Raw genomic sequence first — 24,725 nt, 5'->3', positions numbered from 1 at the left:
AAAAAATGTGATTAATAAATTCAATTATAAGTTACTCCGTTATAAGTTTAGTTCTTTTTATTTCAACATCAAAAAGAGCAGCGATTCTATCTCTAATAGGGTCATTTTTGCAGCATCCTCTAAATATCCACAATTCAGTGTTTATAAATGTATTTTGATGTTGTATTAATTCGGTGTCAAGATTGCCTAAGTCTAATTCAAAATCACCTCTAATTAATGTTTTTGTTGCATCCGTAACAAAAGCTTCGAATTCAATTTCAAAGACAGTAAGATATTCCACATGAGTAACTGGGCAAACAATACAAGTATCAATACCTATAAATAATCCATCAACAGAAGCTTGGTCTATTTCATCAAAAATCCAAATATCCGTATTTGCATCTAGATTTTCTATACTGTGGCTTGTAGTTGTTGAAGCGTGAAAACTATTTCTCATTAACTGTTTGTAAGATGGAGAGCTGTAATCTACTTTTAAATATTTGTAAGTTGCAACTATCATTCGGTTGTTTTGTGCGTCTGATGCGGTTGTTTTTTTGTCAATTGTTTCACTTATAGCCTCTTCAATAGTAATGTCATTTTTCGAGCAGCTATTAAAAGTACAAATACTAAATATTAGTAATATTAGTTTAATAGTGTAATAGTTGCTTTTGGTCGTATTCATGATGTTTAGTTTTATATGTTAATACTAAAACGTTTCGAAATATATATATTTGTTACCCAAGTTCAAAAATTTTATTTGTAAATATATATATCAATTTTTTTAGGGTATCATTTTTGATGTTTTAAATTTATTTAACCAACTATTCTTTTTAATGAGCAATACTAATTACTTTATTAACGGTTTAAAAACCCAAAACGAAAAAGTAATACTAGAGATTTACACTAATTCTTATCCCAACGTGAGGCGTTTTGTACTTCAAAATTCAGGACAAGAACAAGATGCACAAGATGTGTTTCAAAAAGCAATAATCCAAATTATGGCTAGAGTGCAGGTTCAAAACGTAGTTATTAAATCTACTTTTGATGGGTTTTTGTTTACCGCTTGTAAAAATTTGTGGCGTAGAGAGTTAAATAAATCAAAACGGATGGTAACATTTGATCAACCTATTGAACTTAAGGTTGAAGCTAATGATATGGCACAGTCTGTTTTAGAGCAAGAACGATGGGAGTTTTTTCAAGAAAAGTTAGAGTTAATCTCCGGAAATTGTAAAGAAATTTTAAAACGTTTTTTTAAAAAAATGCCTTATAAAGATATTGCCAAGGAGTTAGATTATAGTGACGACAATGTGGTTAGACAACGTGTGTTTAAGTGCAAGAATAAATTAACCCAAATGATTAAAGAAGACAATCGTTATAATCAATTAAAAACATTATGATTTTATCTGAACACCTACTATTACAAGCAGATAAGTATTTGGTCAATAAGTTGACCGAACCCGAATTAAGTGCTTTTTTACTTGAACTGAATAGTAATGCGGAATTGGCAGATTACGTAGCAATTAACAAAGAAATGAGTATTCAGTTTAGTGATACGGACTGGCAATTTATAGAGGATTCGGATTCAAAAAATACCAAAGACTTACAGACGTATTTTAAAAGTGATGAGGCAATAGCATTAAAGTCCGCGCTAAATGATGCAGCAAAAAAACATAAAACAATTAGTGAATCTAGTAAGGCAAATAATGGCAGGTTGTTCTCGTTTTTGGCAATAGCAGCATCTGTAATTTTACTTGTTGGTTTATTCTTTTTAAATAGAACTTCTGATATTTATGATAGTTACAATTCTTGGACTGAGTTACCTTCTATGATAGAGCGAGGTGAGGTTAAAAGTGCAATATTAGAAAATGCTGAAATTAAGTTTGTCGCTAAAGATTTTGCTGGAGCTAACAAATTATATAGAACGTATTTGACGGAAACTAAATCAAATAATACTAACGTATTTTTATATTTAGGAATTACACAATTAGAATTAAATCAAAACAAGAACGCGTTAGCAACTTTTGATAAGGTAATAGACAGTGATAGTATCGATTTTTCTAAAGGCTATTGGTATAAAGCGTTGGTGTATTTAAAAGTAAAAGATAATTCTAATGCGATAGCGCAATTAAAATTAATAACAAAAGACAACAGTAATTACAAGTATAACGAAGCTCTGAAATTATTGTCGCAGTTGGAGTAGTATTTTTTAAGTCGAAGTCAAATCTGGTATTTCGACTGATATTATATATGATTTAAAAAGCCTTTTCAATTGGAAAGGCTTTTTTTATTTCAAAACTGTATATTGTGACAAATAGTTAGATATGTCAAATAAAACAAAATATTCTTTATTAACAGCGCTGGTTGTAATATTAACTTATGGTGCTAAGGAGTATATTAATGTTCAGGAACAAACGGAAGTTGTAGCACAAGGTAAAGCGGTTAAATCAGACACTAACGAATACTTTTTACCAACAAGCACTACTGGGCAAATTGTGCATCATGATGGTTATAGTTTGAGTTATAGCGAGCCACATGAGCAAGCAGAGTGGGTAGCTTATGAGCTTAAAAAGTCTCACTTATCAAAAAGTGACTTTAAAAGACCTTATTTTGAAGTAGACAATGCTGTAAAAACAGGTGCTGCACATTGGCGTAATTATAAAAAATCAGGTTATGATCGTGGCCATTTGTGTCCTGCTGGAGATAGGAAATATAGTAAAGCTGCGCATGACGAAACTTTTTTGACTAGTAATATTTCTCCTCAACGACATGATTTTAATGCAGGTGTTTGGAATCGATTAGAACAAAAGACTAGGTATTGGGCTAGTAAATATGATGGTGTTTTTGTGGTTTCTGGAGGTGTTTTAAAAGGGAAAATGAAAACTATTGGAACAGAAAAAGTGGCTGTGCCTAATCAGTTTTATAAAGTATTAATAGATAATAATTCTGGTAAGACTAAAGTTATCGCATTTTTGATGCCTCATCAAGAGTCTGATCAGCCATTATATAAATTTGTAACTTCAGTTGATACTATTGAAAATTTAACCGGAATTGATTTCTTTTCAGAATTAGATGATGCTACAGAGAATAGATTAGAAGCCTCTAGTGATTATAAAGGCTGGAGCTTTTAGATTGATATTTATGTTGAAATTTTAAGGCAAAAGTTAGAAGCTGAAAAGTAATATTTGGCGAAAATGATTCTTTTACTGTTTAAGTGATTTTCTGTAATTTCTAATCAGTATTTTCTAATTTAATTTTTTCTTTACTCCGGTCCATCGCAAGTTTCTAATAAATTGACCTTCTTCAATAGATACTAGTTGTTCTGGTTTGTTTTTTACAGCTTTTAAGTAACCAATAATATAATCTTTAAAGTAGCGGAAGCTTTTCTTTTTTAAGCCCATTTTTAAGGCTGTTATGAGTGTAAGTGTAAAACCGTAGCGCATTTTGTACATCGCTTCACCTTGCAGGTATTTTGCACCTTTATTATAGCTTGCGCCTGTAGGTTTTAAATGTTTAACGTGTAATGTCTCATCTAATACAATATCGTAGTTATTGTATTTAGCTAATAACTCGTCAATAGTATCCCAACCCATTGCTCTTTTAAGTTGTCCGATAGCTTCAAAACAATCTTTGCGGTAGGCTTTAAGTGCACCTCTAATATGGTCTTTTCCAGTTATAGACTCTAAAACCCAATCATTATTTTTTTGAATATAACAATAACCAGCAACCATCCCAATGGTTTTGCTTTTATTAAAATGAAGCGCTAATGTTTCTAAATAATTTAAAGGAAAAATAAGATCGGCATCAAATTTACAAAGTACATCGTAATTGGTGTTTAAAACCTCATAGCCTTTGTAAAAGGCGTTGATTATTTTAGTTCCTGGTAAGTGTTTGTTTGATGACGTAACGTTAACTAAAGTGATGTAGTCATGGTGTTTCTGAAAGTCTTCTACAATACTTCTTGTGTTATCCGTAGAGTTATCATTAACCACCACAATTTGTTTAGGAAGTAACGTTTGGTCTGCTAAAGACTGTAGTGTTAATCCAATAGAAGATTCTTCGTTGTGTGCTGGAATGATAATGCTGAAATTCAAAATAGAAAATATTAGAATTTAAAGTTAGATGTATTTAAGCGCGTTCAGCATAAATAATATAATATCTAGGGGTAAACCATCTTAAAATTGGTCTAATTCCTAATTTTTTTGTTGGATTGGTCCATTTTTGTCTGTCTATAATTTTCCATCCCGTTTTTTCTAATAACCAATCTAATTGCCAATCTTCAAACTCGTGATAATGTCTATCCCATTTATCTGTTTTACTTCTGTAAGCAGAAGAAAACCATAATCTAAGAGGTACACTTATTACTAATTTGTCTGCTTTTATACTTTGTAAAACAGTAAAAGGATTTAATAGATGTTCAAATATCTCAAAAGCAGTGACTACTGTTGCGTCTGAGTTTTTAATTGCTGATGTGTCAAAATCTAGATCTTCCCCTGTCGTATTTTCTACTACAAATGCGTGGTCCTTTAAAATTTTGGTAAACGGGTTTTCTACACCTAAATCTAACACTGTTTCAGATTTAGAAATATGCTTTTCTAAAAATTGATAGGTTAGTTTAAAGCGTTTATGCGGAAAGGTTTGTTCGTACACAAAAATAGATTTTAGTCAGAAATAGATTCAGACTTTTTATTGTTTATAAACTATAGCATTAATATTCATACCTGCACCAACACTAGCAAAAAGGATAACATCTCCTTTGTTAATTTCTTGGTTTTCTAATTGACCGTTCAAAATCAAATCGTACAAAGTAGGTACTGTCGCAACACTAGAATTACCAAGAGTGTTAATACTCATAGGCATAATTCCTTCAGGCATTTTCATGTTATGCAATTTGTAAAAACGTTTTACAATAGCTTCATCCATTTTTTCGTTAGCTTGATGAATCAAAATCTTTTTAACATCTGTTATAGCGTAACCACTTTTCTCTAAACATGATTTTAAAGCTAATGGTACGTTTGTTAAAGCAAATTCGTAAATCTTACGACCATACATTTTAATGTAACGACGTTTACTATCAGACTCAGGCTTGTTAGTTTCTCCGAAGAAAATATAATGTGCTTCGTCATAAGCAAAAGTTGCAGATTCGTGAGCTAAAATACCACCTTCTTCAGTAGTCTCTTCAACTATAACAGCACCAGCACCATCACTATAAATCATAGAGTCACGGTCATGTGCATCTATCACTCTAGATAAGGTTTCGCTACCAATAACCAAACAGCGTTTAGCGATGCCTGCTTTAATAAAAGCATTAGCTTGTATAACGCCCTCTATCCAGCCTGGACAACCAAAAAGCAAATCGTATCCAACGCATTTAGGGTTTTTAATTTTTAAAAGGTGTTTTACACGAGAGGCTAAACTAGGGACAGTATCACTTTGTTCCGAGTCTATTTTTACATCACCATAATTATGTGCTACGATAATATAATCTAAAGTTTCTTTATCGATTTTTGCGTTTGCAATAGCCTTTTCGGCTGCAAAAAAAGCAATGTCAGAGTTTGATAATTCAGGTTTAGCATAGCGCCTTTCCTCAATACCTGTTATCGCTTTAAATTTTTCTACGATAACTTCATTTGGGCTATTTATTTTAGAACCATCTGCATTTAAAAATTCGTGATTGTAAAAATCTTCATTTTTTTCTATCGTACTCGGGATGAAGCTTCCTGTGCCTGTAATCTTAATATTCATATAAAAAGAAATTGCCTTTAATTATTTAACTACAAAGATAAGCAGTAAATATTAAAGGCAATTTTAAATGATTATTTTTTTACGATGTTCAACGCTTAATTTGCCTCTACATATGCTTCAATAGGTGCACAAGTACAAAATAAGTTACGGTCTCCGTAAGCATCGTCAACACGACGTACAGAAGGCCAGAACTTGTTGTCTATCACGTAGTCCAATGGGTATGCAGCCTTTTCTCTAGAGTAAGGTAGTAACCATTCGTCACTTGTTAACATCGCTAATGTGTGTGGCGCATTTTTTAACGGATTATTATCGTCATCCTTTGATGCAGCATCAATTTCTTTTCTAATAGAAATCATAGCATCACAAAAACGATCCATTTCTGCTTTGCTTTCGCTTTCCGTTGGCTCAATCATCATCGTTCCTGCAACCGGAAAAGACACTGTTGGTGCATGAAAACCATAATCCATTAGTCGTTTTGCAATATCTACAACTTCGATACCATTTTCTTTAAACGGACGACAGTCGATAATCATTTCGTGGGCTGCACGACCTTGCTCTCCAGAATACAACGTTTCATAAGCACCTTGTAACCTGTGCTTGATGTAATTTGCATTTAAAATGGCAATTTCAGTTGATTTTTTTAAACCTTCTGTAGCTAACATTTTAATGTAACCATAAGATATTAGACAGACTAAAGCTGATCCAAAAGGTGCAGCAGAAATAGCAGTAATGGCTTGATCTCCTCCCGTTTTGATTACTGGGTTACTTGGTAAAAATGGCACTAGTTGTTTAGCAACACATATTGGTCCAACACCAGGTCCACCACCACCGTGAGGTATAGCAAACGTTTTGTGTAAGTTTAAGTGGCAAACATCTGCACCAATATTACCTGGATTAGTTAAGCCTACTTGCGCATTCATGTTGGCACCGTCCATGTAGACTTGACCACCATTATCGTGTATTATTTGTGTTATATTTTTAATTCCTGACTCGTAAACACCATGTGTTGACGGGTAGGTTACCATTAAGGCAGCTAAATTATCTTTATGTAATTCTGCTTTTTCACGTAAATCGTCAATATCGATATTACCGTTTTCATCTGCTTTAGTAACAACCACTTTCATCCCGGCCATTACTGCACTTGCAGGATTGGTTCCGTGAGCAGAACTTGGTATTAAACAGATGTTTCTGTGATGATCCTCTCTAGATTCGTGATACGCTCTAATAACCATTAATCCAGCATACTCACCTTGAGCACCAGAGTTTGGTTGTAAAGAGGTCCCCGCAAAACCTGTGATTTCCGTTAGTTGGTCTTCTAATGCTTTTAACATTTGTTGGTAACCTTCGGCTTGATCTATTGGCACAAATGGGTGAATACTTCCCCAGTTTGGATTACTTAAAGGTAGCATTTCTGAGGCTGCATTAAGCTTCATTGTACAAGATCCAAGTGCAATCATAGAGTGATTTAATGCTAAATCTTTACGCTCTAATCCTTTTACGTAACGCATTAATTCTGTTTCAGAATGGTGCGTATTAAAAACGTCTAAAGTTAAAAATGACGTTTGGCGTTGGATTGAATCTTGAATATTGTTTGCGTCAGTAAAACCATCTATTGTTACTGCCGGCTTTGTTTCCGCTTCAGCGAAAATTGAAATAATCTCGTTTAAATCTTTTACAGAAGTCGTTTCGTTTAGAGAAACCGTTACTGTAGTATCATTAGGGTAATAAAAATTAACCTCACGTTGTTCTGCAATTGTTTTTACTACAGACGCATTAGCTTTAAGCTGGATGGTGTCAAAAAAGGCAGTGTTTACTTGCTCGATTCCCATTTTAGTCAATGCATTAGCTAAAGTAGAGGCTGCATTATGTACTTTATTAGCTATAAACGTCAAACCTTTTGGTCCATGATACACGGCGTACATACCAGCCATAACTGCTAATAGTACTTGTGCAGTACAGATGTTAGAGGTTGCTTTGTCACGTTTAATGTGCTGCTCTCTAGTTTGTAAAGCCATACGTAAAGCTCTGTTGCCATTAGCGTCTTTTGTAACACCAATAATACGACCAGGTATATCACGTTTGTAAGCTTCTTTAGTAGCAAAATAAGCGGCGTGTGGACCTCCGTAACCCATTGGGATACCAAAGCGTTGTGTAGTACCAACTACCACATCTGCACCAAATTTACCTGGCGCTTCTAATTTTACTAAACTTAAAATGTCTGCAGCTACTGCTACTTTTATGTTATTAGCATTTGCCTTTTCTATAAAAGTTTTGATATCTGTAATTTGACCATCTTTTCCTGGGTATTGTAAAATAGCTCCGAAAAAGTCTGACGAAAAATCAAATGTTGCTTCTGTACCAATAACTAGCTCAATTCCAATTGGAGTTGCTCTGGTTTGCAATAATGAAAGTGTTTGCGGTAAAATAGCATCACTTACAAAAAACTTGCAAATCCCTGCTTTTTTCTGGTCACGTGCTCTAACCGAGAATAACAAACTCATAGCTTCTGCAGCAGCAGTACTCTCGTCTAATAAAGAGGCGTTTGCTAATTCCATTCCTGTTAAATCAGTAATCATGGTTTGGAAGTTAAGCAATGCTTCTAAACGCCCTTGCGCAATTTCTGCTTGATAAGGTGTGTAAGCTGTGTACCAACCCGGGTTTTCTAAAACGTTACGTTGTATAACAGCCGGAAGGATTGTAGGATGGTACCCTAATCCAATGTAGGTTTTATAAGTTTTGTTAAGTTTTGACAGGGTGTTAATATGATTTGAGTATTCATATTCTGTCATTGCTTCGTCTAATTGTAATTCTTTTTTAAGACGAATTGGTGCAGGAACGGTTTCAGAAATTAGTTGTTCTATAGAATCTGCATTAACTGTTTGAAGCATTAGTTTTTGATCATTTTCTCTAGGACCAATGTGACGTAATGCGAAAGCGTTTGTATTCATTTGTGTTGTGTTGTTAATGTCCTATTTTGGAGGACTGACAATAAATTTTAGTTGCTTTTTTAATGATTGCAAAATTAACAAAAACTAATAGAAAGTTTTGTTAAAAATTGAAAGTTTTCAACTATTAGGCTGCTTTATTAACAGATTAATTATTTTTGCCTAATGAAGGTGTTAAAACAACTTTTAGATTTTTACATTAATAGCAGCGTGCATGTTGCCTTAGCAGTGTATGCACTAAGTTGGGTAACTCTAAAAAAGTTTGATATAAATTATGATAGCAGTGTGTTGTGGTTTAATTTTTATGCCACAATAACGGGTTATAATTTTGTAAAATATTTTGGGATCGCCAAGTGGCATCATAGAAGCTTGGCTAGTTGGTTGCGCGTCACACAAGTGTTTTCTTTGGGTTGCTTTATTTTAATGTGCTATTATGCATTACAATTAGTGGAAGAGTCGTTGGTTTTGATTGCTATATTTGGAGGTGTTACTTTTTTATACGCCATTCCTTTTTTACCAAAAAAATGGTATTTAGATGCCCAACAAAACCTGAGAGATATTAGTGGGTTAAAAGTATATATTATTGCTTTGGTGTGGAGTGGGGTAACCGTTATTTTGCCACTAGTAAATAATGAAGTGGGCTTTAGTGAGGACGTGATTGTGTCCGTTTTACAAGTTTTTATATTTGTAATTGCTTTAATGTTGCCTTTTGAAATTATAGACTTACGTTATGACAGTCTAAAATTGGCGACAATACCTCAGAAAATAGGAGTGAAGCGCACAAAACTACTAGGTCTTGTTTTGTTACTTATATTTTATTTATCAGAATTTTTTAAAGATACCATTCAAACAGACTATTTAATAACACAATTAATAGTCTGTTTAGTGTTAGGTATATTTATACTATTTGCTAACCAAAACAGGACAAAATATTATACGTCCTTTTGGTTGGAAGCCTTGCCTGTCTTTTGGCTAGTGTTGATGCTTATTTAACTCTTTTTCAAAAGACGACTTTATGGTGTCTTTTTCTCTAGAAGATAAATTATTTGCTTTTACTTTATTAACTAGTGCAGTAAGTTTATCGTTTGTTTTTGAGTGTTGCCTGCATACAGCACACATTAAACTATGAAATTTAAATTTTATTTTTTCAATGAATGACGCTTCATCGTATTGTGCTTTGTCACAGATGTGACCGGATTCCTCGCAAGAAATCATAAATTTATTCATCATTTTTAAAACCAATTATTTTGTAGGCAACTTGCCATAGATACTCGGGCTCTGTGTATTATAACCCATAGATTAGACGCAGTAATTTCTAATTCATTACAAATAGTTTCCGTTTCGTAATTTAAAATTGTTTTCATTTCAAATATCTGAGCTTGCTTTTTTGGCAATTTTGATAAACAATTATCAATTGCATCGGCTAGTTCGGTATTTTCAATGTTGTCTTCTGCTGTTTTATCGTAAGGATCAGCAACGCGTTCCTCTAGCCAATCGCCTTCGGTTTCGCTGTCACTATTATAGGACATTCTAACTTCTGCTTTTCCTTTGTTAGAATTGATTTTACGATAATGGTCAATGACTTTTCTTTTTAAAATTGAAACTAACCATGTACGTTCGCTAGCTTCTCCTTTAAAATTTTTCATACTTTTTAGACCAGCTAAAAATGTTTCAGAGACTAAATCTTGCGCGATAGCTCTATCATTTACACGCGTAATGGTGTAATTAAACAGGTAATCGCTGTATAAATCAATCCATTTATTGGGATCTATTTTGTGATTAGGCATATAAATAATTTTTCTTTTTCAGGCTAAAAATAGTAAAATTAGAATAAACCTTAAGTTTTATTTTTTTAATACGTTTTCTAATGCTGTTTTTATGTTTTCAAACTTAAAAATAAACCCATGTTGTAGTAATTTTTCAGGTAAGACATTTCTGCTTTTTGTAACCAATTCTGTTTCTGTGCCTATAAAGAATGCTCCAAGTTTTAAAAGCCATAAAGGATGAGATATTCCAAACGGAACTTTTAATACATGTCTTAAACTTTGCATTAGTGTTTTATTATCTGTGGGTTGAGGTACACAAAGATTAAATACACCTTCTAATTTTTGTTCCATTAAAAACTGAATGGCACTAGTAAAATCATCTTCATGTATCCAGCTTACTTTTTGTTGTCCTGAGGCTTGTTTACCGCCTAGTCCAAAACGTGTTAATTGTTTTAAAGGGATTATTGCACCACCATTTTTACCCAATACAATAGAGGTGCGTAAGATTACTTTTTTTGTTTTTGGGGTTGTTATTGCGTTAAAAGTTTGTTCCCAGGATTTAGCGATGTTCATAGAAAAATCATCGCCTATTATTCCGTTTTTCTCGGTATTTGGAGTGTCTAAAGATTCTTTATATATTGTTGCAGTGGAAGAGTTAAACCAATACTTAGGTGGATTGTCACACAGGTTGACAGCTAAGCCAAGTAAATTGGTGGTGTCAATTCTGGAATTGTAAATTGTTTTTTTGTTTTTATCTGTATATCTACAGTCCACAGATTTTCCTGATAGATTTATTAATGCGTCTGCATTTTCTAAATGTTTAGTCCAATCACCCAGTTCTGATCCATTCCAATAAATTTCGTTTTCAGATTTTGGTTGTCTGCTTAGAATCAAAACAGTATAATTTTGTTTTGTAAAATGAGTTTTTAAGACTTGCCCTAAAAATCCCGTACCGCCTGCTATGATTATTTTTTTCATTTTTAATTTATTTAGTACAAGTTATAATGTAATACCCAAAACTTTTCATGTGTAGTCCAGATAATAGTGCATAAAAAGACCCTTGCAAGTTATGCAGACTTTCTTTTTTTAAACCTTTAAGGGTTATTATATTTTTTATGAAGAACCCCATAATTGTAAACGGAACATGCAATACAGAAGGAGCTAATCTAAGCGAAGCGTCTTCTATTTTGATATTTTTAAAGCCAACAGATTGAAGCTTTTTAACCATGTTATTTTTGGTTTCTAACTTTTCCAAACTCCAATGACTACACAGTTTGTGACACGCGTATTTACCACCGTAACATAATTCTGTTTCTTCTTTTTTCAAGAAAGCATCAGCAATAACTAATTTACCATCTAGCTTTAAGATCCGGTAAGCTTCTTTTAGTGCTGTTTTGCTATGACCAGAATGACAAAAACTTTCTATGGCTAAAGCCGAATTAAAACTGTTAGATTTAAATGAGGTGTGATTGTAGTTTTCATTTAGGATTGTTCCTTTTAAGCCTTTTAGTAATTGGTTTCCTTTTTTTACTTGAAAATTGGATAATGTAACACCAAATGCAGTCAGGTTTTTATGTTTTTTAATAGCATATCGCATGGAGCCACCCATACCGCAACCTAAATCAATTAAAGTTGCTTTTTTGTTTGTGTAATTAAAGCGACTAATCACTTGATTTGTCATTTGGTTTAACATTGCGTCTCTTTTAAAAGGGTTTGTTTTAAAAGGAATGTAGTATCCAAAATGCATATTAAAATCTTTACTCCAAAACTCATAGTCTTCTGTTGCTTCGTTATAAAAGTCAACCATTTCTATTTTGTTTTTTTCTGACTGTTCAACTTGTGCTGTGAGTATTGTTTTCATAAGTCCTGCTTTTTAATTAATTACAAATATTTAAAATGAATAGCCAAGTATATATAATTGCGAATGTCACAAATAGGGTATTCATAAAGTAACTTCCAATTTTAAAGATTGTTTTTTTCGGAATGTCATACATTGGATAATAAGCTATTTGCGTAGCTACTTTACCAACCCAATAGGCAGCGATTAGTCCTGTTAATGCGATTGCTATGTGTGTTCCGTTTTTTAAATCTGTAGGTATTAGAATTGCTATTAATCCAAAAGAGAAGTTTAAACCTTGGATATAACGCCCATAAGTTTTAGCAATTTCTTGATTTAACGGTTTTAGTTGTTTAACATCATTATACCAATCAAAAACTTTATGACGGATATAAGGATAGATAAGAGCAGTGAATATTTGGCCACAGCCTCCTAAAATTATTAACCAATTTGGAATTTGAATTGTCATGATTTTGAGATATTATAAGTTATATATAAATGGAAACAAGCTAAGAATAAGGACACTATTGCCCACATAAATAAAATACCTAATTCTTCACCTTTTAATTGTTTAAAAAATATAATCAGAAACACTGTTAGCACTGCGTAGCTAGTAAAAAGTATTCGGTTTGTTTTAGTTAGCGTTTTAAATCTGTTAATTATAATTAGGCTTATTACTATTTGTATAGTCCCTAAAATAGGTAATGCTATTATTCCGCCCCAAAAGGTTAAGCTAAGTAATATGGTTATTAAGACTGACCAATAATTGACTTGATATACGTTTTTCATAATCTTAAAATTAACCTTAGGACTCTTTTGAGATTTGGTAATTAACAAACACCAAGTACAGTCCAATACACATAGGGATTATTAATAGAAAAATAGCGTTGTAATCTTTTAGAGTTAACAGGTTTGCAAATACGACAAAAGAGATAAGCCAAATTGCAATTTGTATCCAATAGTAACTTAGTAGTTTTTTGTTTGCTTTGGAGTATTGGTATGATTTAGTTTGTAGATATAGTGCTATAATTAGTTGTATTATTCCTAGTGCTAATTGTGCAAGTGCACCATATACTATTTCTACTAAGAATAGTAAAATGACAAATAGGTAGGTAACTAGGTTAAACGTGAATGTGTTTTTCATGAAGTTTTTTTGTTATTGAGTGAAGTATTGTAACAAAATATATAGCAATACTTATTGGTATTATTATGATTAGAAAGACAGCGATAAATCCATTGTTAAAGTTATCTGCAGCTAACCATCCTAAACCATAGGTTATTGTTAATAACCAATAGGCCAGCAATTCTTTTTTGTTTTTAATAGATAATTTATTCCAAATAAATAAAAGACCTAAAGCGCTTATTACTTGTAGTGTGCCTAATACTATTTGTGCATAGAGTCCCAAGAAAATAGTTAGGTAAAGTATTAGTGTTGTTATTAACGCAATCTTGTTAATTAAATAGATGATTCTCATAGTTATAGTTTTTATAAAACTTTCAGAAATTACTGAAAGTTTATTGTAAATTTTTTTATTTGAATAGTTTAAGTAAAGATTTAGTAATCCAGTTTTGTTTTTGATTTACCAATTTATTTATCATCACGTCCATAGTTTCGGTTAACTCGTGAAGTGCTTTGGTTTGTTTAATTAATTCTTTAGTTTTTGCTGTTCCATCATCTGTAATACTAGACACATCGTTTAATACTTTTACTACAGGTTTTATTTCTCTTCTGCTGCGTTCTACTGCAATAATTCTTGCTAATTCTTGTACGTCTTTTTCAGTAGTAAAAAACTCTTTACGCTCTCCAGCAACTAATGTTTTGGTAACAATACCCCAATCCATTAATTGTCTTAGATTCATACTTGTATTACCTCTAGAGATTTTTAAATCTTCCATGATCTCTTCCATAGATAATGGTTTAGTGGATATAAAAAGAAGCGCTTGTATTTGTGCCATAGCCTTGTTTATTCCCCATAAAGAACCTAAACTTCCCCAAGTACTAATAAATTTATCTTTTGCTTCTTGATATTCCATGTTACAAATATATAACTTATTTTTAAACTTTCAGTAATTATTGAAAGTTTAATTAGTATAATTAAAAAAGCCACTCTTAACTTAATTAAGAATGGCTTGATTTGTTTAGTTTAAATATGGATTATTTAATCAGTCCAGCACGTTTTAATAACGCTTCAGGTTTTGGTTCTTGACCTCTAAAACGTTTGTATAATATCATTGGGTTTTCTGTACCGCCTTGAGACAACACGTTGTCCTTGAATTTTTTTGCTACGTCTTTATTAAAAATACCTTCTTCTTTAAAATAGTCAAATGCGTCAGCATCTAAAACTTCCGCCCATTTATAGCTATAATACCCAGAAGAGTATCCGCCTTGAAAGATGTGTGCAAAAGCAGTGCTCATACAATTTTCTTTTACGTCAGGATATAAGTTAGTGTCTTCAAACGTTTTGTATTCGTGTGTTTTTACATCTGTAATATCAGATGGATTTATACCATGCCAGCTCATGTCTAAAAGACCAAAGCTTAACTGTCTTAAGGTTTGCATCCCTTCTTGGAACGTCGCACTCTCTTTAATTTTTGCAACTAAAACCATAGGGATCACTTCTTCAGTTTCGTAGTGTTTTGCAAATAACTCCAAAGCTTCTTTTTCATAGCACCAGTTTTCTAACACTTGACTTGGTAGCTCTACAAAATCCCAAAATACACTTGTTCCAGATAAGCTTGGGTAAGTAGTATTTGCAAGCATACCATGTAATCCATGACCAAACTCATGAAACAAAGTAGTTACTTCATTAAACGTTAATAAGGATGGTTTGCTTTTGGTTGGTTTCGTAAAGTTACAGACATTAGAAATGTGTGGTCTTTCATTAATACCATCTTTAATAAATTGAGGCTTGTAAGAAGTCATCCATGCACCATTTCGTTTTCCTGCTCTAGGGAAAAAATCAGCGTAGAATATTGAGACTAAATCATTGTTCTCATCTAGAACTTCATAGGTCATAACATCTTCATGATACTTATCTATGGTGTCAATTTTTTTAAATTGAAGTCCAAATAATTTGTTAGCCACTTGGAAAGCACCATCAATAACATTCTCTAATTTAAAGTAAGGCTTAAGTTGCTCGTCATCTAAATTAAATAGTTTTTGTTTTAATTTTTCAGAGTAGTAAGCTGAATCCCATTTTTCTAATTGATCAATATTATCAAGTTCTTTTGCGAAATTTTCTAATTCGGCAAACTCACGTTCCGCAGCAGGCTTAGCTTTTACTAATAAGTCCTGTAAAAATGAGTTTACTTTTTCTGGCGTTTCTGCCATGCGCTCTTCTAGTACAAAGTGCGAATGCGTTTTATACCCAAGAAGATTAGCACGTTCGAAACGTAATCTTGCAATATCTAATACATTGTTTTGATTGTCTAAAGCATCATTTTTAAAACCTTTAGCTCCAGAAGCTTTTGCTAATTTTTCGCGTAGATCTCTACGGTCAGCATACGTCATAAAAGGTATGTAGCTTGGGTAGTCTAATGTTATTAGCCAACCGTCTTTGTCTTTGCTTTCTGCTAGTTGCTTGGCAGCTTCTTTTGCGCCTTCAGGTAAGCCAGAGACTTCCTCCTCTTTAGTTAGTAGCATTTCAAAAGCATTAGTTTCTGCTAATAAGTTCTCTCCAAACTTTAATTTAAGACTAGCTAACTGTTTGTCAATAGCTCTTAATTTTAGTTTTTTGTCTTCAGATAAGTTTGCACCGTTTCTAGAAAAGCTTTTGTATTTTTTATCTAATAATGTATTTTGTTCTGTTGTTAAATCTAAACTGTCTTTAGAGTCAAATACAGTTTTAACTTTTGTAAACAACGCTTGATTTAATGTAATGTCATTTCCAAACTCTGTTAGAATAGGAGAGATGTCCTGCGCGATTTTCTGAATCTCGTCATTTGTTTCAGCCGAGTTTAAATTAAAGAATATACTAGTAACACGTTCTAGTTGTTGTCCAGAAAACTCTAACGCTTCAATGGTGTTTTCAAACGTTGGGACAGCTGTGTTATTTACTATGGCGTCAATATCTTTTTTAGCCTCTTCAATAAGTTTTAAAATGGCGGGTTTATAGTCTTTATTTTTTATAGATTCAAAAGGAGCCGTGTTGTATTTAGTATCGAAAGTATTTAGTAGTATATTCATTATAATGGTGAAATAAAATATTTGATGTTAAAATTACTGTTTTAATTGCGTTTTAATTATATAAATGTCTATTTTTGCCTTGATTTTTTCCCGTGAGCTGGTTACTCACTTAAAAATTATTGATTAATAGCGATAAAAAGCCTCAGATTCTTCTGAGGCTTTTTTTTGCTTATTTTCATGTTTTTCTGCTACTCGTCTTAATATTATCTCCTTTAATCTAAAAGAAAAAATGTTTCTCAACAAATATGTTGTTATTTTAATAAAAGTGACATTTTTGTATCTGTTTTTTTGATATGTGTTATATACACATTGACTAGAAAAATAATAGCGATGGAAGCCTCAAATTTATTTTGGGGCTTTTTTATTTTATTTAATTTTCGCCTTTAAACGTTTATTTTTGCATTTTACCGAAAACGTTGAAAAATTGACTTGTTAATTGTCAAAACAGAAGGATTAAGAAGACCTTTGATATAAGTTTTTTTGGTGTGGGTTTATTTACCTCATATATAAAAAGATTAATAGCGATTGAAAACCCCAACCTAGTTGGGGTTTTCTGTTTTTAGCTATTTAATATCTTTTGCAGCTTGTTCTACTTTTAATTTTAAACCCTCTTTATAAGCAATAACTTGATCCAATACCGCTGGATCAGAAGCTCCAATAATTTGAGTAGCTAGTATACCTGCGTTTTTTGCTCCATTTAGAGCCACTGTGGCTACAGGAACACCTCCTGGCATTTGAAGTATGGATAATACTGAGTCCCACCCGTCAATAGAGTTGCTGCTTTTTACAGGGACACCAATAATTGGTAAAGGACTTAATGAAGCAACCATACCTGGTAAGTGTGCTGCACCTCCGGCTCCTGCAATAATTACCTTAATACCTCTTTTATGAGCATTTTTACTAAAGTCAAATAATTTTTCTGGAGTACGATGTGCCGAAACAATATCAACTTCAATTTCAATTTTAAATTCTTTTAAAATATCTATAGCGTCTTGCATGACTGGCATATCGCTATTGCTTCCCATTATTACTGCTACTTTGTTCATTGTGTTATAAACTTATTACTTTAATACTCTTTTTTACTTCTTCAGCAATTTGACGTGCTGTACTTAAATCTTGATCCACAATAGTAACATGTCCCATTTTTCTAAAAGGACGTGTTTCTTTTTTACCATAAATATGCGGTGTAACTCCATCCATAGCCATTATAGACTCTATGTTTTTATAATGTACTTGCCCTGTATAACCTTCTGCTCCAACTAAATTAACCATGACACTAGCAACTTTATTATCAGTCTTACCAAGTGGTAAGCCTAAAATAGCACGTATGTGCTGTTCAAATTGTGAGGTGTAACTAGCCTCTATAGTTTGGTGCCCAGAATTATGTGGTCTTGGAGCAACTTCGTTAATTAATATTTTATCGTCTTCTGTTTGAAATAACTCTACTGCCAATAAACCAACATGGTCAAAAGCTTGAGATGCTTTTAGTGCAACTTCTTGTGCTTTTTTAGCGACGTCTTCACTAATTCTTGCAGGACAAATAACATATTCTACTTGATTAGCTTCTGGATGAAATTCCATCTCTACCACAGGGTAGGTTTTTGTTTCTCCGGTAGCGCTTCTTGATACAATAACTGCTAATTCGTTTTTAAAAGGTATTAATTGCTCTGCTATACATTCGCCTTTAGGCAAATCTTTTAAATCCGCAAGAGAGCGTACTATCTTAACACCATTACCATCATAACCAAATTGTGCTGCTTTCCAAACAAATGGTAAGGTTACGCCTCCATTATCAATAGCGTCTTCAATTTCTGACGCATAAGCAAATCTGCTAAATGGTGCTGTTGGTAAATTATGATCTTGGTAAAATAATTTTTGAGTCGCTTTATTTTGGATACGACGTAATGTTTTTGATGATGGATATACTTTTGTTCCTTCGTTTTCTAGTTTTTCTAGAGCAGCAACATTAACATTCTCAATTTCGATAGTTAAGACATCCACCTGTTTACCAAATTTATAAACGGTATCAAAATCCATTAAATCACCTTGTTCAAAAACGTTGCAAGCCATACGACTTGGCGCTTCACTACTTGGGTCTAAAACATAAGTTTGTATATCAAATTTTCTTGTATTATAAAGTAGCATTTTGCCTAATTGGCCACCACCTAAAATACCTAATTTAAAGTCTGAAGAAAAATAATTCATTAGTGATAAAACGTGTTAGCTACAAAAATACATTTTAAAACCAAAACAGTGCCTAAAAATCGAATTCAAATATCTGTAAAGCAGTCACAAATGCGTATATTTGCGCTTTAAATTTATAAAATGCAAACTATTACGCTTCACGACAAACAGTTTAAGCCATTTATTTCTGAAACAGAATTAGATGATGCGGTAACAAGAATGGCTAATCAAGTGGCTAACGATTTAGGAGACGAAGTACCAGTGTTTATTGGGATTTTAAACGGATCGTTTATGTTGGTTAGTGATTTTGTGAAAAAATATCCAAAACCTTGTGAGGTTACATTTATTAAATTAGCGTCTTATGAAGGTGTGAAATCTACAGAAGATATTCAGCGCTTAATAGGTTTAACACAAGATTTGACCGGACGTACCGTAGTTATTTTAGAGGATATTATAGATACTGGTAACACGTTGGTTGAAGTACACCGCATTTTTGAAAACGAAAACGTAAAACAATTATTAATAGCAACCTTATTTTATAAGCCAGAAGCTTACAAAAAAGATTTTAAGTTGCATTATGTTGGTATAGAAATACCTAATAAATTTATTGTAGGCTACGGATTAGACTATGATGGATTAGGAAGGGACTTACCAGCAGTATATCAATTAAAAACCACACAACACATGACTAATTTAGTGCTATTTGGACCTCCAGGTGCAGGAAAAGGAACTCAAGCAAATTTTTTAAAAGAGAAGTATGATTTAGTACACATATCTACAGGAGATGTCTTTAGATATAATATCAAAAATCAGACGGCTTTAGGAACATTAGCTAAATCTTACATGGATAAAGGACATTTAGTGCCAGACCAAGTTACTATCGATATGTTAGAAGCAGAGGTAGAACGTAATGCTGGGGCTAAAGGGTTTATTTTTGATGGTTTTCCAAGAAACGAAACACAGGCTAAAGCATTAGATAAAATCATGACTGCTAAAGATTCTGAAGTTAGCGCAATGGTTGCTTTAGAAGTTGAAGATGAGGTATTAGTACAACGTTTATTAGAACGTGGGAAAACTAGTGGAAGAAAAGATGACTCTGACGAGTCTATTATTAGAAATAGAATTAAAGTTTATTATAACGAAACTGCAATTTTAAAAGACTACTACGCAGCACAAAATAAATATTTTGGAGTAGATGGTATTGGTAGTATTGAAGATATTACTAAACGCTTAAACACTGTAATTGACAAATTGTAATACAAACATGTTTGTTTGAGTTAATAAGTATAAGTGAAAACTTTTAGCTGTTAACGTTTTAACTTTTTAACTAAATTATGACTGAGGGAAATTTTGTAGACTACGTAAAAATGCACGTCTCTTCTGGTAACGGAGGAAAAGGATCTGTGCATTTACATCGCGAAAAATTTATTACAAAAGGTGGACCAGATGGAGGAGATGGTGGACGTGGAGGACACGTTATATTAAGAGGAAACTCTAACCTTTGGACACTATTGCATCTAAAATTTAAAAGGCATATTAGAGCAGGACATGGTGGGCATGGAAGTAAAAGTAGAAGTTCTGGAGAAGACGGTCAAGATATGTACGCAGATGTGCCATTAGGTACTGTTGTAAGAGATACTGAAACTGACGAAATCCTTTTTGAAATTACTGAAGAAGGAGAAGAGCGTATTGTGGCTCAAGGAGGTAAAGGAGGTCTAGGAAACTGGAATTTTAAAACACCTACTAATCAAACACCACGTTACGCACAACCTGGTATTCCGTTAGAAGAACGTTTTATAACCTTAGAACTTAAAGTTTTAGCAGATGTTGGTTTAGTTGGTTTTCCAAATGCAGGAAAATCTACATTACTTTCTGTAGTGACTTCAGCAAAACCAAAAATTGCTGATTATGAGTTTACGACACTAAAACCTAACTTAGGAATTGTAAAATACAGAGATTTTCAAACCTTTGTAATGGCAGATATCCCTGGGATTATTGAAGGAGCAGCAGAAGGAAAAGGATTAGGATACTACTTTTTACGTCATATAGAACGTAACTCTATCTTACTATTTTTAATACCGGCAGATGCACCAGATATTAATGCTCAGTATGAGATTTTGTTAGATGAATTAAGACGTTATAATCCGGAAATGTTAGATAAGGATCGCATGATCGCTATCTCTAAGTCAGACATGTTGGATGATGAGCTTAAAGCTGAAATGAAAGAAGAATTAGATAAAGTATTACCAATACCTTATCAGTTTATATCAAGTGTAGCACAACAAGGGTTAACTGAGTTGAAAGATTCGCTTTGGAAAATGCTTAACTAAGTATTCAATTATTATATAAAAAAGCTTCCTATTGGAAGCTTTTTTTGTGTTTATAGAATTTGTCATTCTGCGCTACGATACAGAATCTATATTATACAATATTAATAATTACTTTAAAATCTAGCATTAATCCAATCTGACATTATTTTTAAAACAACAGGAGAGAAGGTTTCTTCGTTTGTAAAATATTCATTTAAAAGCCCTGTTTTAGCTGTTTGAAATAAGTGATTATATCCTTCTAATTGTTTTATAGTGACATCCTTATTATTTGCAGTTTTAAGATGTTTTTCAATTTCAGGCAAGTTAATTTCAGGTAACACTTGTACATCTTTTGATCCGTTTAAAACAAGAATAGGACAGTTGGTTTTCTCTAAATAAGGCTTAGGGTCTAGTTTTATAAACGCTTGCAACCAAGGATTAGAAAGTTGTGTTTTTAATTGATTAATAGTATAATCATTAACATATACTTTAAAAGGGCTCTCCTCAGTTTCTAATTTGACTTTAAATTCTTTTAAAGCATTTTCGATAGCTATTTTTTGTTTTTCAACCTCAGTTTCAGAAAACATAGCTTGGTATGCAATAGTGGTTAATTGATTATTAAAAGCAATACCTTCATCCGTAGCTCCTTGTAGTTTTGCTATCTTTTTACTTTGCGATTGTAGTATTTTTTGACCATTAACTCCAGGTCCTGCAAGCATAATAATGTAGGCAACATTAGGATTTGTAGAAGCAACGATAGGTGCTATTAGCCCACCTTCACTATGGCCTATTAACCCAATTTTTGAAGCGTCAATATCTGTTCTAGATTTCAAGTAGTTTATACCCGCTTCTACATCCTTGGCTAAATCAAAAGTGGTTGCTTTACTAAAATCACCTTCGGACTTAGCAGTACCACGTTCGTCAAAGCGTAGCACAGCAATACCTTGATTGGTTAAGTAGTCCGCTATAACCCAAAACGATTTATGAGCCATCATGGTACAATCTCTATCATGTGCGCCAGAACCATTTATTAATATAACAACTGGCGGTTGTTTTATATTTTTTGGTTTTGTTAATGTGCCAGCTAACGTTATACTATCCGCGTCTTTATTTACAAACGTGACGTCTTCAATTATATAATCAAATGGTCCTTTTGGTGTTTGTGGCTTTTCGGTTTGTGCAAAAGATATCGTGTAAATAAACAACGTTAATAAGGATATTACTTTTTTTAAAGGCTTCATATTAATGGATTTACTTGATATTTCCGTTTATCATTATTAGTTGACCGCTCATCATAATTTCAATTTTAAAAGCAGATTCTGGATATATCTTTATAAAAACAAATGTAACAATTTACTGTAATTGATTACTAATAAGGTAACTACTAATAATAAAAAGCAACCATCATGAAAAAACCAAACACAAAATTAGTATTAAGTATTTTAGCTTTACTGCTATCCATTAGCACATTTGCTCAAGATATTTCTGGATCTTGGAAAGGGACATTGACTGCGCAAGGTCAAGATATCCCTTTATTATTTAATGTAAAAAACGATAGTGGCGTGTTGTCATCTACAATGGATAGTCCTTCGCAAGGTGCAACAGGGATTCCTATGGATAAAACCATTTTTGAAGATAACCAATTAACCATCACTTTTACACAAGGCGGTATTAAATATGTTGGTGTTTTAGATAAAGAAGCTATTAATGGAATATTTTATCAAGGCGGGATGGAGTTTCCTTTAAATCTAACAAAAACCATAAAAACCAAACCAGGCGATGTGTCTTTGCCATCTTCTAAAGATGCTTTAGATAAGTTGTCTGCTTTTGATAATGGAACATATAAATATTCTGCTGAAGATTATTTTGAAGATCCAGCAACTAGCTCTTTTCAATTTTCGCCTAAAGGAAATTACTTTTCATACAGAGAGAAAGACGCTAATGGGAAAAACCATGTGTATGTAAAAAATACTAAAACTGATAAGGTAACACTTGCCATAGAAGAAGGTGAGGAGTTAATTAGAGGTTATGGTTGGGCTAATGATAATAGATTAGTTTATGTAAAAGATAATGGGGGTAACGAAAACTATCAACTGTTTGCTGCTAATATTGATGGAAGTAATCCAAAAGCATTAACACCGTTTGATGATGTGCAAGTTAATTTCTCTAACCTTTTAGAGGATCAGCCAGATCATGTTATTATTATGATGAATAAAGATAATAAGCAAATATTTGAGCCTTACAAAATCAATATTGTAACGGGAGATATGGAAAAACTATTTGAAAATAAAGACGCAACTTCACCTATTGCGGGTTATGAATTTGATAAAGATGGTAATTTAAGAGGCTATACAAAACAGCAAAATGGAGTGGAGTATGTGTTAAATTACAGAACAGAAGCTGATCAACCTTTTAATGAAGTGGTAACTACTAATTGGAAAGATTCTTTTTCTATCGTAGCTTTTAATTATAATACACCTTATAAGCATGATGCTTTTGTATTAACCAATTTAGAGAGTAACACAAGCGAATTGGTTTTATACGATTTAGCAAAAAAAGAAATAATAGAAAAGGTGTATAGTAATCCAACTTTTGATGTAGGTGGTGTTAGTCGTTCTAAAAAAAGAGGGTATGAAGTGGATTACTATTTTTATACAGGAGAAAAAACACACATTGTACCGGTAAGTGATTATTACAAAAAGCTAGATAAAAAATTCAAAAAAGAGTTTGGAGATAAAGTGTTCTCTATTGTGGATAAAACAGAAGACGAGGATAAGTATTTGGTAATAATACAGACAGATAAGCTTTATGGAACATACTATACTTATGACGTGAAAAGTGATACGTTTACAAAACTATTGGATTTAATGCCACAACTGCATGAGGAAGATATGGCAGAAATGAGACCTATTAACTTTATATCTAGAGATGGTTTAAAAGTTTATGGTTACATCACAATACCAAATAATATTAAAGAGGGACAAAGAGTGCCATTAATTGTAAATCCTCACGGAGGACCTTATGGTGTTAGAGACTATTGGGGTTTTAATCCAGAAACGCAATTGTTTGCAAGTAGAGGGTATGCTACTTTACAGGTTAATTATAGAGGATCTGGTGGTTATGGAAAAGAATTCTTTTTAAAAGGAAATAAGCAAATTGGGAGAAAAATGCTTAACGATTTAGAAGATGCAGTAGCTTATGCTAAAACCTTAGATTTTATTGATGGAAATAAAACCGCTATTTATGGAGCAAGTTACGGCGGACTGGCAACTTTAGGTAGCCTTGTTAAAACTCCAGATTTATATACTTGTGGGATAGATTATGTAGGTGTTAGTAATCTGTTTACCTTTTTTGAGTCTTTTCCAGAATATTGGAAACCTTACATGCCACAATTTAATGAGCAGTGGTATAATACTGAGGATGAAAATGATCAAAAGATTATGACAGAAGTATCTCCTGCTTTACACGTCGATAAAATTACTAAACCATTATTTGTAATTCAAGGTGCTAATGATCCAAGAGTTAATATAGACGAATCTGATCAAGTTGTAAAAAGTATGAGAGCTAGAAATATAGAGGTGCCTTATATGGTAAAGTATGATGAAGGACATGGCTTTTCTCATGAAGAAAATAGAGTGGCATTGTACAAAGCGATGTTAGGTTTTTTTGCACAACATTTAAAGTAATCCAGCCAAAACCAATCAAAACCAATCAAAACCAATCAAAACCAACCAATCAATTAGTTAGTAAAAAGCCTTTTAAGCGTAATCTTAAAAG

General features: G+C 32.7%; 25 protein-coding genes. 7 read left to right on the top strand and 18 right to left on the bottom strand.

Going from position 1 to position 24,725, the window contains the following annotated elements; all coding sequences use genetic code 11:
- Positions 1 to 31: 31 nt before the first annotated feature.
- Complete coding sequence (locus CXF54_RS13350; protein ID WP_101203900.1) at positions 32 to 661, bottom strand: hypothetical protein; 630 nt, start codon at positions 659 to 661, stop codon at positions 32 to 34.
- Positions 662 to 812: 151 nt separating this feature from the next.
- Here CXF54_RS13350 and CXF54_RS13345 point away from each other — a divergent pair, with 151 nt between their 5' ends.
- From CXF54_RS13345 to CXF54_RS13335, 3 genes are all read left to right on the top strand, one after another.
- On the top strand, positions 813 to 1,376 hold the full coding sequence (locus CXF54_RS13345) for an RNA polymerase sigma factor (protein WP_101203899.1): 564 nt from the start codon (positions 813 to 815) through the stop codon (positions 1,374 to 1,376).
- Positions 1,373 to 2,179: a tetratricopeptide repeat protein gene (locus tag CXF54_RS13340; RefSeq protein ID WP_101203898.1), complete on the top strand. Its 807-nt coding sequence runs from the start codon at positions 1,373 to 1,375 to the stop codon at positions 2,177 to 2,179. Before CXF54_RS13345 ends, CXF54_RS13340 begins: the two co-directional genes overlap by 4 nt.
- Positions 2,180 to 2,300: 121 nt before the next feature.
- Positions 2,301 to 3,107, top strand: coding sequence for a DNA/RNA non-specific endonuclease (locus CXF54_RS13335; protein WP_101203897.1), 807 nt, complete (start codon positions 2,301 to 2,303; stop codon positions 3,105 to 3,107).
- 114 nt (positions 3,108 to 3,221) lie between these two features.
- Here CXF54_RS13335 and CXF54_RS13330 read toward each other — a convergent pair whose 3' ends face one another.
- The 4 genes from CXF54_RS13330 to gcvP all read right to left on the bottom strand — a co-directional run bounded on the left by CXF54_RS13330 (position 3,222) and on the right by gcvP (position 8,669).
- On the bottom strand, positions 3,222 to 4,070 hold the full coding sequence (locus tag CXF54_RS13330) for a glycosyltransferase (protein ID WP_101203896.1): 849 nt from the start codon (positions 4,068 to 4,070) through the stop codon (positions 3,222 to 3,224).
- A gap of 34 nt (positions 4,071 to 4,104) precedes the next feature.
- A complete protein-coding gene (locus CXF54_RS13325) occupies positions 4,105 to 4,626 on the bottom strand; it encodes a methyltransferase (RefSeq protein ID WP_101203895.1) in 522 nt (173 codons plus the stop codon).
- Between the two features lie 36 nt (positions 4,627 to 4,662).
- Positions 4,663 to 5,721, bottom strand: coding sequence for a 3-oxoacyl-ACP synthase III family protein (locus tag CXF54_RS13320; protein ID WP_101203894.1), 1,059 nt, complete (start codon positions 5,719 to 5,721; stop codon positions 4,663 to 4,665).
- 95 nt (positions 5,722 to 5,816) lie between these two features.
- Entirely contained in the window at positions 5,817 to 8,669 is a 2,853-nt protein-coding gene (gene gcvP, locus CXF54_RS13315; protein ID WP_101203893.1) for an aminomethyl-transferring glycine dehydrogenase, read from the bottom strand.
- Between the two features lie 162 nt (positions 8,670 to 8,831).
- On the opposite strand from gcvP, the gene CXF54_RS13310 reads away from it, so the two are divergent.
- Positions 8,832 to 9,659 (top strand): hypothetical protein, encoded by an 828-nt coding sequence (locus CXF54_RS13310; RefSeq protein WP_101203892.1) that lies wholly within the window; start codon positions 8,832 to 8,834, stop codon positions 9,657 to 9,659.
- Here the strand turns inward: CXF54_RS13310 and CXF54_RS13305 are convergent.
- From CXF54_RS13305 to CXF54_RS13250, 12 genes are all read right to left on the bottom strand, one after another.
- A complete protein-coding gene (locus tag CXF54_RS13305; RefSeq protein ID WP_232782620.1) occupies positions 9,639 to 9,896 on the bottom strand; it encodes a glycine dehydrogenase in 258 nt (85 codons plus the stop codon). The two genes, CXF54_RS13310 and CXF54_RS13305, sit on opposite strands and share 21 nt — an antisense overlap.
- A gap of 2 nt (positions 9,897 to 9,898) precedes the next feature.
- Positions 9,899 to 10,453, bottom strand: a complete 555-nt coding sequence (locus CXF54_RS13300) for a sigma-70 family RNA polymerase sigma factor (RefSeq protein WP_090837472.1) — start codon at positions 10,451 to 10,453, stop codon at positions 9,899 to 9,901.
- A 57-nt stretch (positions 10,454 to 10,510) separates the two neighbouring features.
- A complete protein-coding gene (locus CXF54_RS13295) occupies positions 10,511 to 11,410 on the bottom strand; it encodes a TIGR01777 family oxidoreductase (RefSeq protein ID WP_101203891.1) in 900 nt (299 codons plus the stop codon).
- A gap of 7 nt (positions 11,411 to 11,417) precedes the next feature.
- A complete protein-coding gene (locus CXF54_RS13290) occupies positions 11,418 to 12,293 on the bottom strand; it encodes a methyltransferase domain-containing protein (RefSeq protein ID WP_101203890.1) in 876 nt (291 codons plus the stop codon).
- Between the two features lie 16 nt (positions 12,294 to 12,309).
- Positions 12,310 to 12,738 (bottom strand): hypothetical protein, encoded by a 429-nt coding sequence (locus CXF54_RS13285; protein WP_101203889.1) that lies wholly within the window; start codon positions 12,736 to 12,738, stop codon positions 12,310 to 12,312.
- Positions 12,735 to 13,058: a hypothetical protein gene (locus tag CXF54_RS13280; RefSeq protein WP_101203888.1), complete on the bottom strand. Its 324-nt coding sequence runs from the start codon at positions 13,056 to 13,058 to the stop codon at positions 12,735 to 12,737. Before CXF54_RS13280 ends, CXF54_RS13285 begins: the two co-directional genes overlap by 4 nt.
- Positions 13,059 to 13,074: 16 nt before the next feature.
- Positions 13,075 to 13,413, bottom strand: coding sequence for a hypothetical protein (locus tag CXF54_RS13275; protein ID WP_101203887.1), 339 nt, complete (start codon positions 13,411 to 13,413; stop codon positions 13,075 to 13,077).
- On the bottom strand, positions 13,391 to 13,744 hold the full coding sequence (locus CXF54_RS13270; RefSeq protein WP_101203886.1) for a hypothetical protein: 354 nt from the start codon (positions 13,742 to 13,744) through the stop codon (positions 13,391 to 13,393). Before CXF54_RS13270 ends, CXF54_RS13275 begins: the two co-directional genes overlap by 23 nt.
- Positions 13,745 to 13,799: 55 nt before the next feature.
- Positions 13,800 to 14,303, bottom strand: coding sequence for a GbsR/MarR family transcriptional regulator (locus CXF54_RS13265; RefSeq protein ID WP_090837464.1), 504 nt, complete (start codon positions 14,301 to 14,303; stop codon positions 13,800 to 13,802).
- 121 nt (positions 14,304 to 14,424) lie between these two features.
- On the bottom strand, positions 14,425 to 16,455 hold the full coding sequence (locus tag CXF54_RS13260; protein WP_101203885.1) for a M3 family metallopeptidase: 2,031 nt from the start codon (positions 16,453 to 16,455) through the stop codon (positions 14,425 to 14,427).
- A 563-nt stretch (positions 16,456 to 17,018) separates the two neighbouring features.
- Positions 17,019 to 17,501 (bottom strand): 5-(carboxyamino)imidazole ribonucleotide mutase, encoded by a 483-nt coding sequence (gene purE / locus CXF54_RS13255; protein ID WP_090837461.1) that lies wholly within the window; start codon positions 17,499 to 17,501, stop codon positions 17,019 to 17,021.
- A gap of 4 nt (positions 17,502 to 17,505) precedes the next feature.
- Positions 17,506 to 18,660, bottom strand: a complete 1,155-nt coding sequence (locus tag CXF54_RS13250; RefSeq protein WP_101203884.1) for a 5-(carboxyamino)imidazole ribonucleotide synthase — start codon at positions 18,658 to 18,660, stop codon at positions 17,506 to 17,508.
- A 120-nt stretch (positions 18,661 to 18,780) separates the two neighbouring features.
- Between CXF54_RS13250 and CXF54_RS13245 the strand changes: the two genes are divergently transcribed.
- Together CXF54_RS13245 and obgE are read left to right on the top strand one after the other, a co-directional pair.
- Entirely contained in the window at positions 18,781 to 19,896 is a 1,116-nt protein-coding gene (locus CXF54_RS13245) for an adenylate kinase (protein WP_090837458.1), read from the top strand.
- A 77-nt stretch (positions 19,897 to 19,973) separates the two neighbouring features.
- A complete protein-coding gene (gene obgE, locus CXF54_RS13240; protein WP_090837456.1) occupies positions 19,974 to 20,969 on the top strand; it encodes a GTPase ObgE in 996 nt (331 codons plus the stop codon).
- A gap of 113 nt (positions 20,970 to 21,082) precedes the next feature.
- Here the strand turns inward: obgE and CXF54_RS13235 are convergent, their stop codons facing one another.
- The gene (locus tag CXF54_RS13235; RefSeq protein WP_101203883.1) at positions 21,083 to 22,189 is read right to left on the bottom strand and encodes an alpha/beta hydrolase family protein; all 1,107 of its coding nucleotides are present in this window, start codon (positions 22,187 to 22,189) and stop codon (positions 21,083 to 21,085) included.
- A gap of 165 nt (positions 22,190 to 22,354) precedes the next feature.
- On the opposite strand from CXF54_RS13235, the gene CXF54_RS13230 reads away from it, so the two are divergent.
- Positions 22,355 to 24,634: an alpha/beta hydrolase family protein gene (locus tag CXF54_RS13230; RefSeq protein WP_101203882.1), complete on the top strand. Its 2,280-nt coding sequence runs from the start codon at positions 22,355 to 22,357 to the stop codon at positions 24,632 to 24,634.
- Positions 24,635 to 24,725: the final 91 nt, after the last annotated feature.

This window comes from Olleya sp. 1-3, from assembly GCF_002836085.1.
Lineage (GTDB): Bacteria > Bacteroidota > Bacteroidia > Flavobacteriales > Flavobacteriaceae > Olleya > Olleya namhaensis.
This window is presented reverse-complemented; position numbering and strand designations above follow the sequence as displayed.

Excerpts from the sequence above, each read along its gene's own strand:
- CXF54_RS13350 (WP_101203900.1), bottom strand. The coding sequence starts at position 661 with ATGAATACGACCAAAAGCAACTATTACACTATTAAACTAATATTACTA.
- CXF54_RS13270 (WP_101203886.1), bottom strand. The coding sequence starts at position 13,744 with ATGAGAATCATCTATTTAATTAACAAGATTGCGTTAATAACAACACTA.
- gcvP (WP_101203893.1), bottom strand. The coding sequence starts at position 8,669 with ATGAATACAAACGCTTTCGCATTACGTCACATTGGTCCTAGAGAAAAT.
- CXF54_RS13340 (WP_101203898.1), top strand. The coding sequence starts at position 1,373 with ATGATTTTATCTGAACACCTACTATTACAAGCAGATAAGTATTTGGTC.
- CXF54_RS13265 (WP_090837464.1), bottom strand. The coding sequence starts at position 14,303 with ATGGAATATCAAGAAGCAAAAGATAAATTTATTAGTACTTGGGGAAGT.
- CXF54_RS13235 (WP_101203883.1), bottom strand. The coding sequence starts at position 22,189 with ATGAAGCCTTTAAAAAAAGTAATATCCTTATTAACGTTGTTTATTTAC.
- CXF54_RS13345 (WP_101203899.1), top strand. The coding sequence starts at position 813 with ATGAGCAATACTAATTACTTTATTAACGGTTTAAAAACCCAAAACGAA.
- purE (WP_090837461.1), bottom strand. The coding sequence starts at position 17,501 with ATGAACAAAGTAGCAGTAATAATGGGAAGCAATAGCGATATGCCAGTC.
- CXF54_RS13335 (WP_101203897.1), top strand. The coding sequence starts at position 2,301 with ATGTCAAATAAAACAAAATATTCTTTATTAACAGCGCTGGTTGTAATA.
- obgE (WP_090837456.1), top strand. The coding sequence starts at position 19,974 with ATGACTGAGGGAAATTTTGTAGACTACGTAAAAATGCACGTCTCTTCT.
- CXF54_RS13250 (WP_101203884.1), bottom strand. The coding sequence starts at position 18,660 with ATGAATTATTTTTCTTCAGACTTTAAATTAGGTATTTTAGGTGGTGGC.
- CXF54_RS13310 (WP_101203892.1), top strand. The coding sequence starts at position 8,832 with ATGAAGGTGTTAAAACAACTTTTAGATTTTTACATTAATAGCAGCGTG.
- CXF54_RS13320 (WP_101203894.1), bottom strand. The coding sequence starts at position 5,721 with ATGAATATTAAGATTACAGGCACAGGAAGCTTCATCCCGAGTACGATA.
- CXF54_RS13290 (WP_101203890.1), bottom strand. The coding sequence starts at position 12,293 with ATGAAAACAATACTCACAGCACAAGTTGAACAGTCAGAAAAAAACAAA.
- CXF54_RS13275 (WP_101203887.1), bottom strand. The coding sequence starts at position 13,413 with ATGAAAAACACATTCACGTTTAACCTAGTTACCTACCTATTTGTCATT.
- CXF54_RS13245 (WP_090837458.1), top strand. The coding sequence starts at position 18,781 with ATGCAAACTATTACGCTTCACGACAAACAGTTTAAGCCATTTATTTCT.
- CXF54_RS13285 (WP_101203889.1), bottom strand. The coding sequence starts at position 12,738 with ATGACAATTCAAATTCCAAATTGGTTAATAATTTTAGGAGGCTGTGGC.
- CXF54_RS13295 (WP_101203891.1), bottom strand. The coding sequence starts at position 11,410 with ATGAAAAAAATAATCATAGCAGGCGGTACGGGATTTTTAGGGCAAGTC.
- CXF54_RS13305 (WP_232782620.1), bottom strand. The coding sequence starts at position 9,896 with ATGATGAATAAATTTATGATTTCTTGCGAGGAATCCGGTCACATCTGT.
- CXF54_RS13230 (WP_101203882.1), top strand. The coding sequence starts at position 22,355 with ATGAAAAAACCAAACACAAAATTAGTATTAAGTATTTTAGCTTTACTG.
- CXF54_RS13280 (WP_101203888.1), bottom strand. The coding sequence starts at position 13,058 with ATGAAAAACGTATATCAAGTCAATTATTGGTCAGTCTTAATAACCATA.
- CXF54_RS13300 (WP_090837472.1), bottom strand. The coding sequence starts at position 10,453 with ATGCCTAATCACAAAATAGATCCCAATAAATGGATTGATTTATACAGC.
- CXF54_RS13260 (WP_101203885.1), bottom strand. The coding sequence starts at position 16,455 with ATGAATATACTACTAAATACTTTCGATACTAAATACAACACGGCTCCT.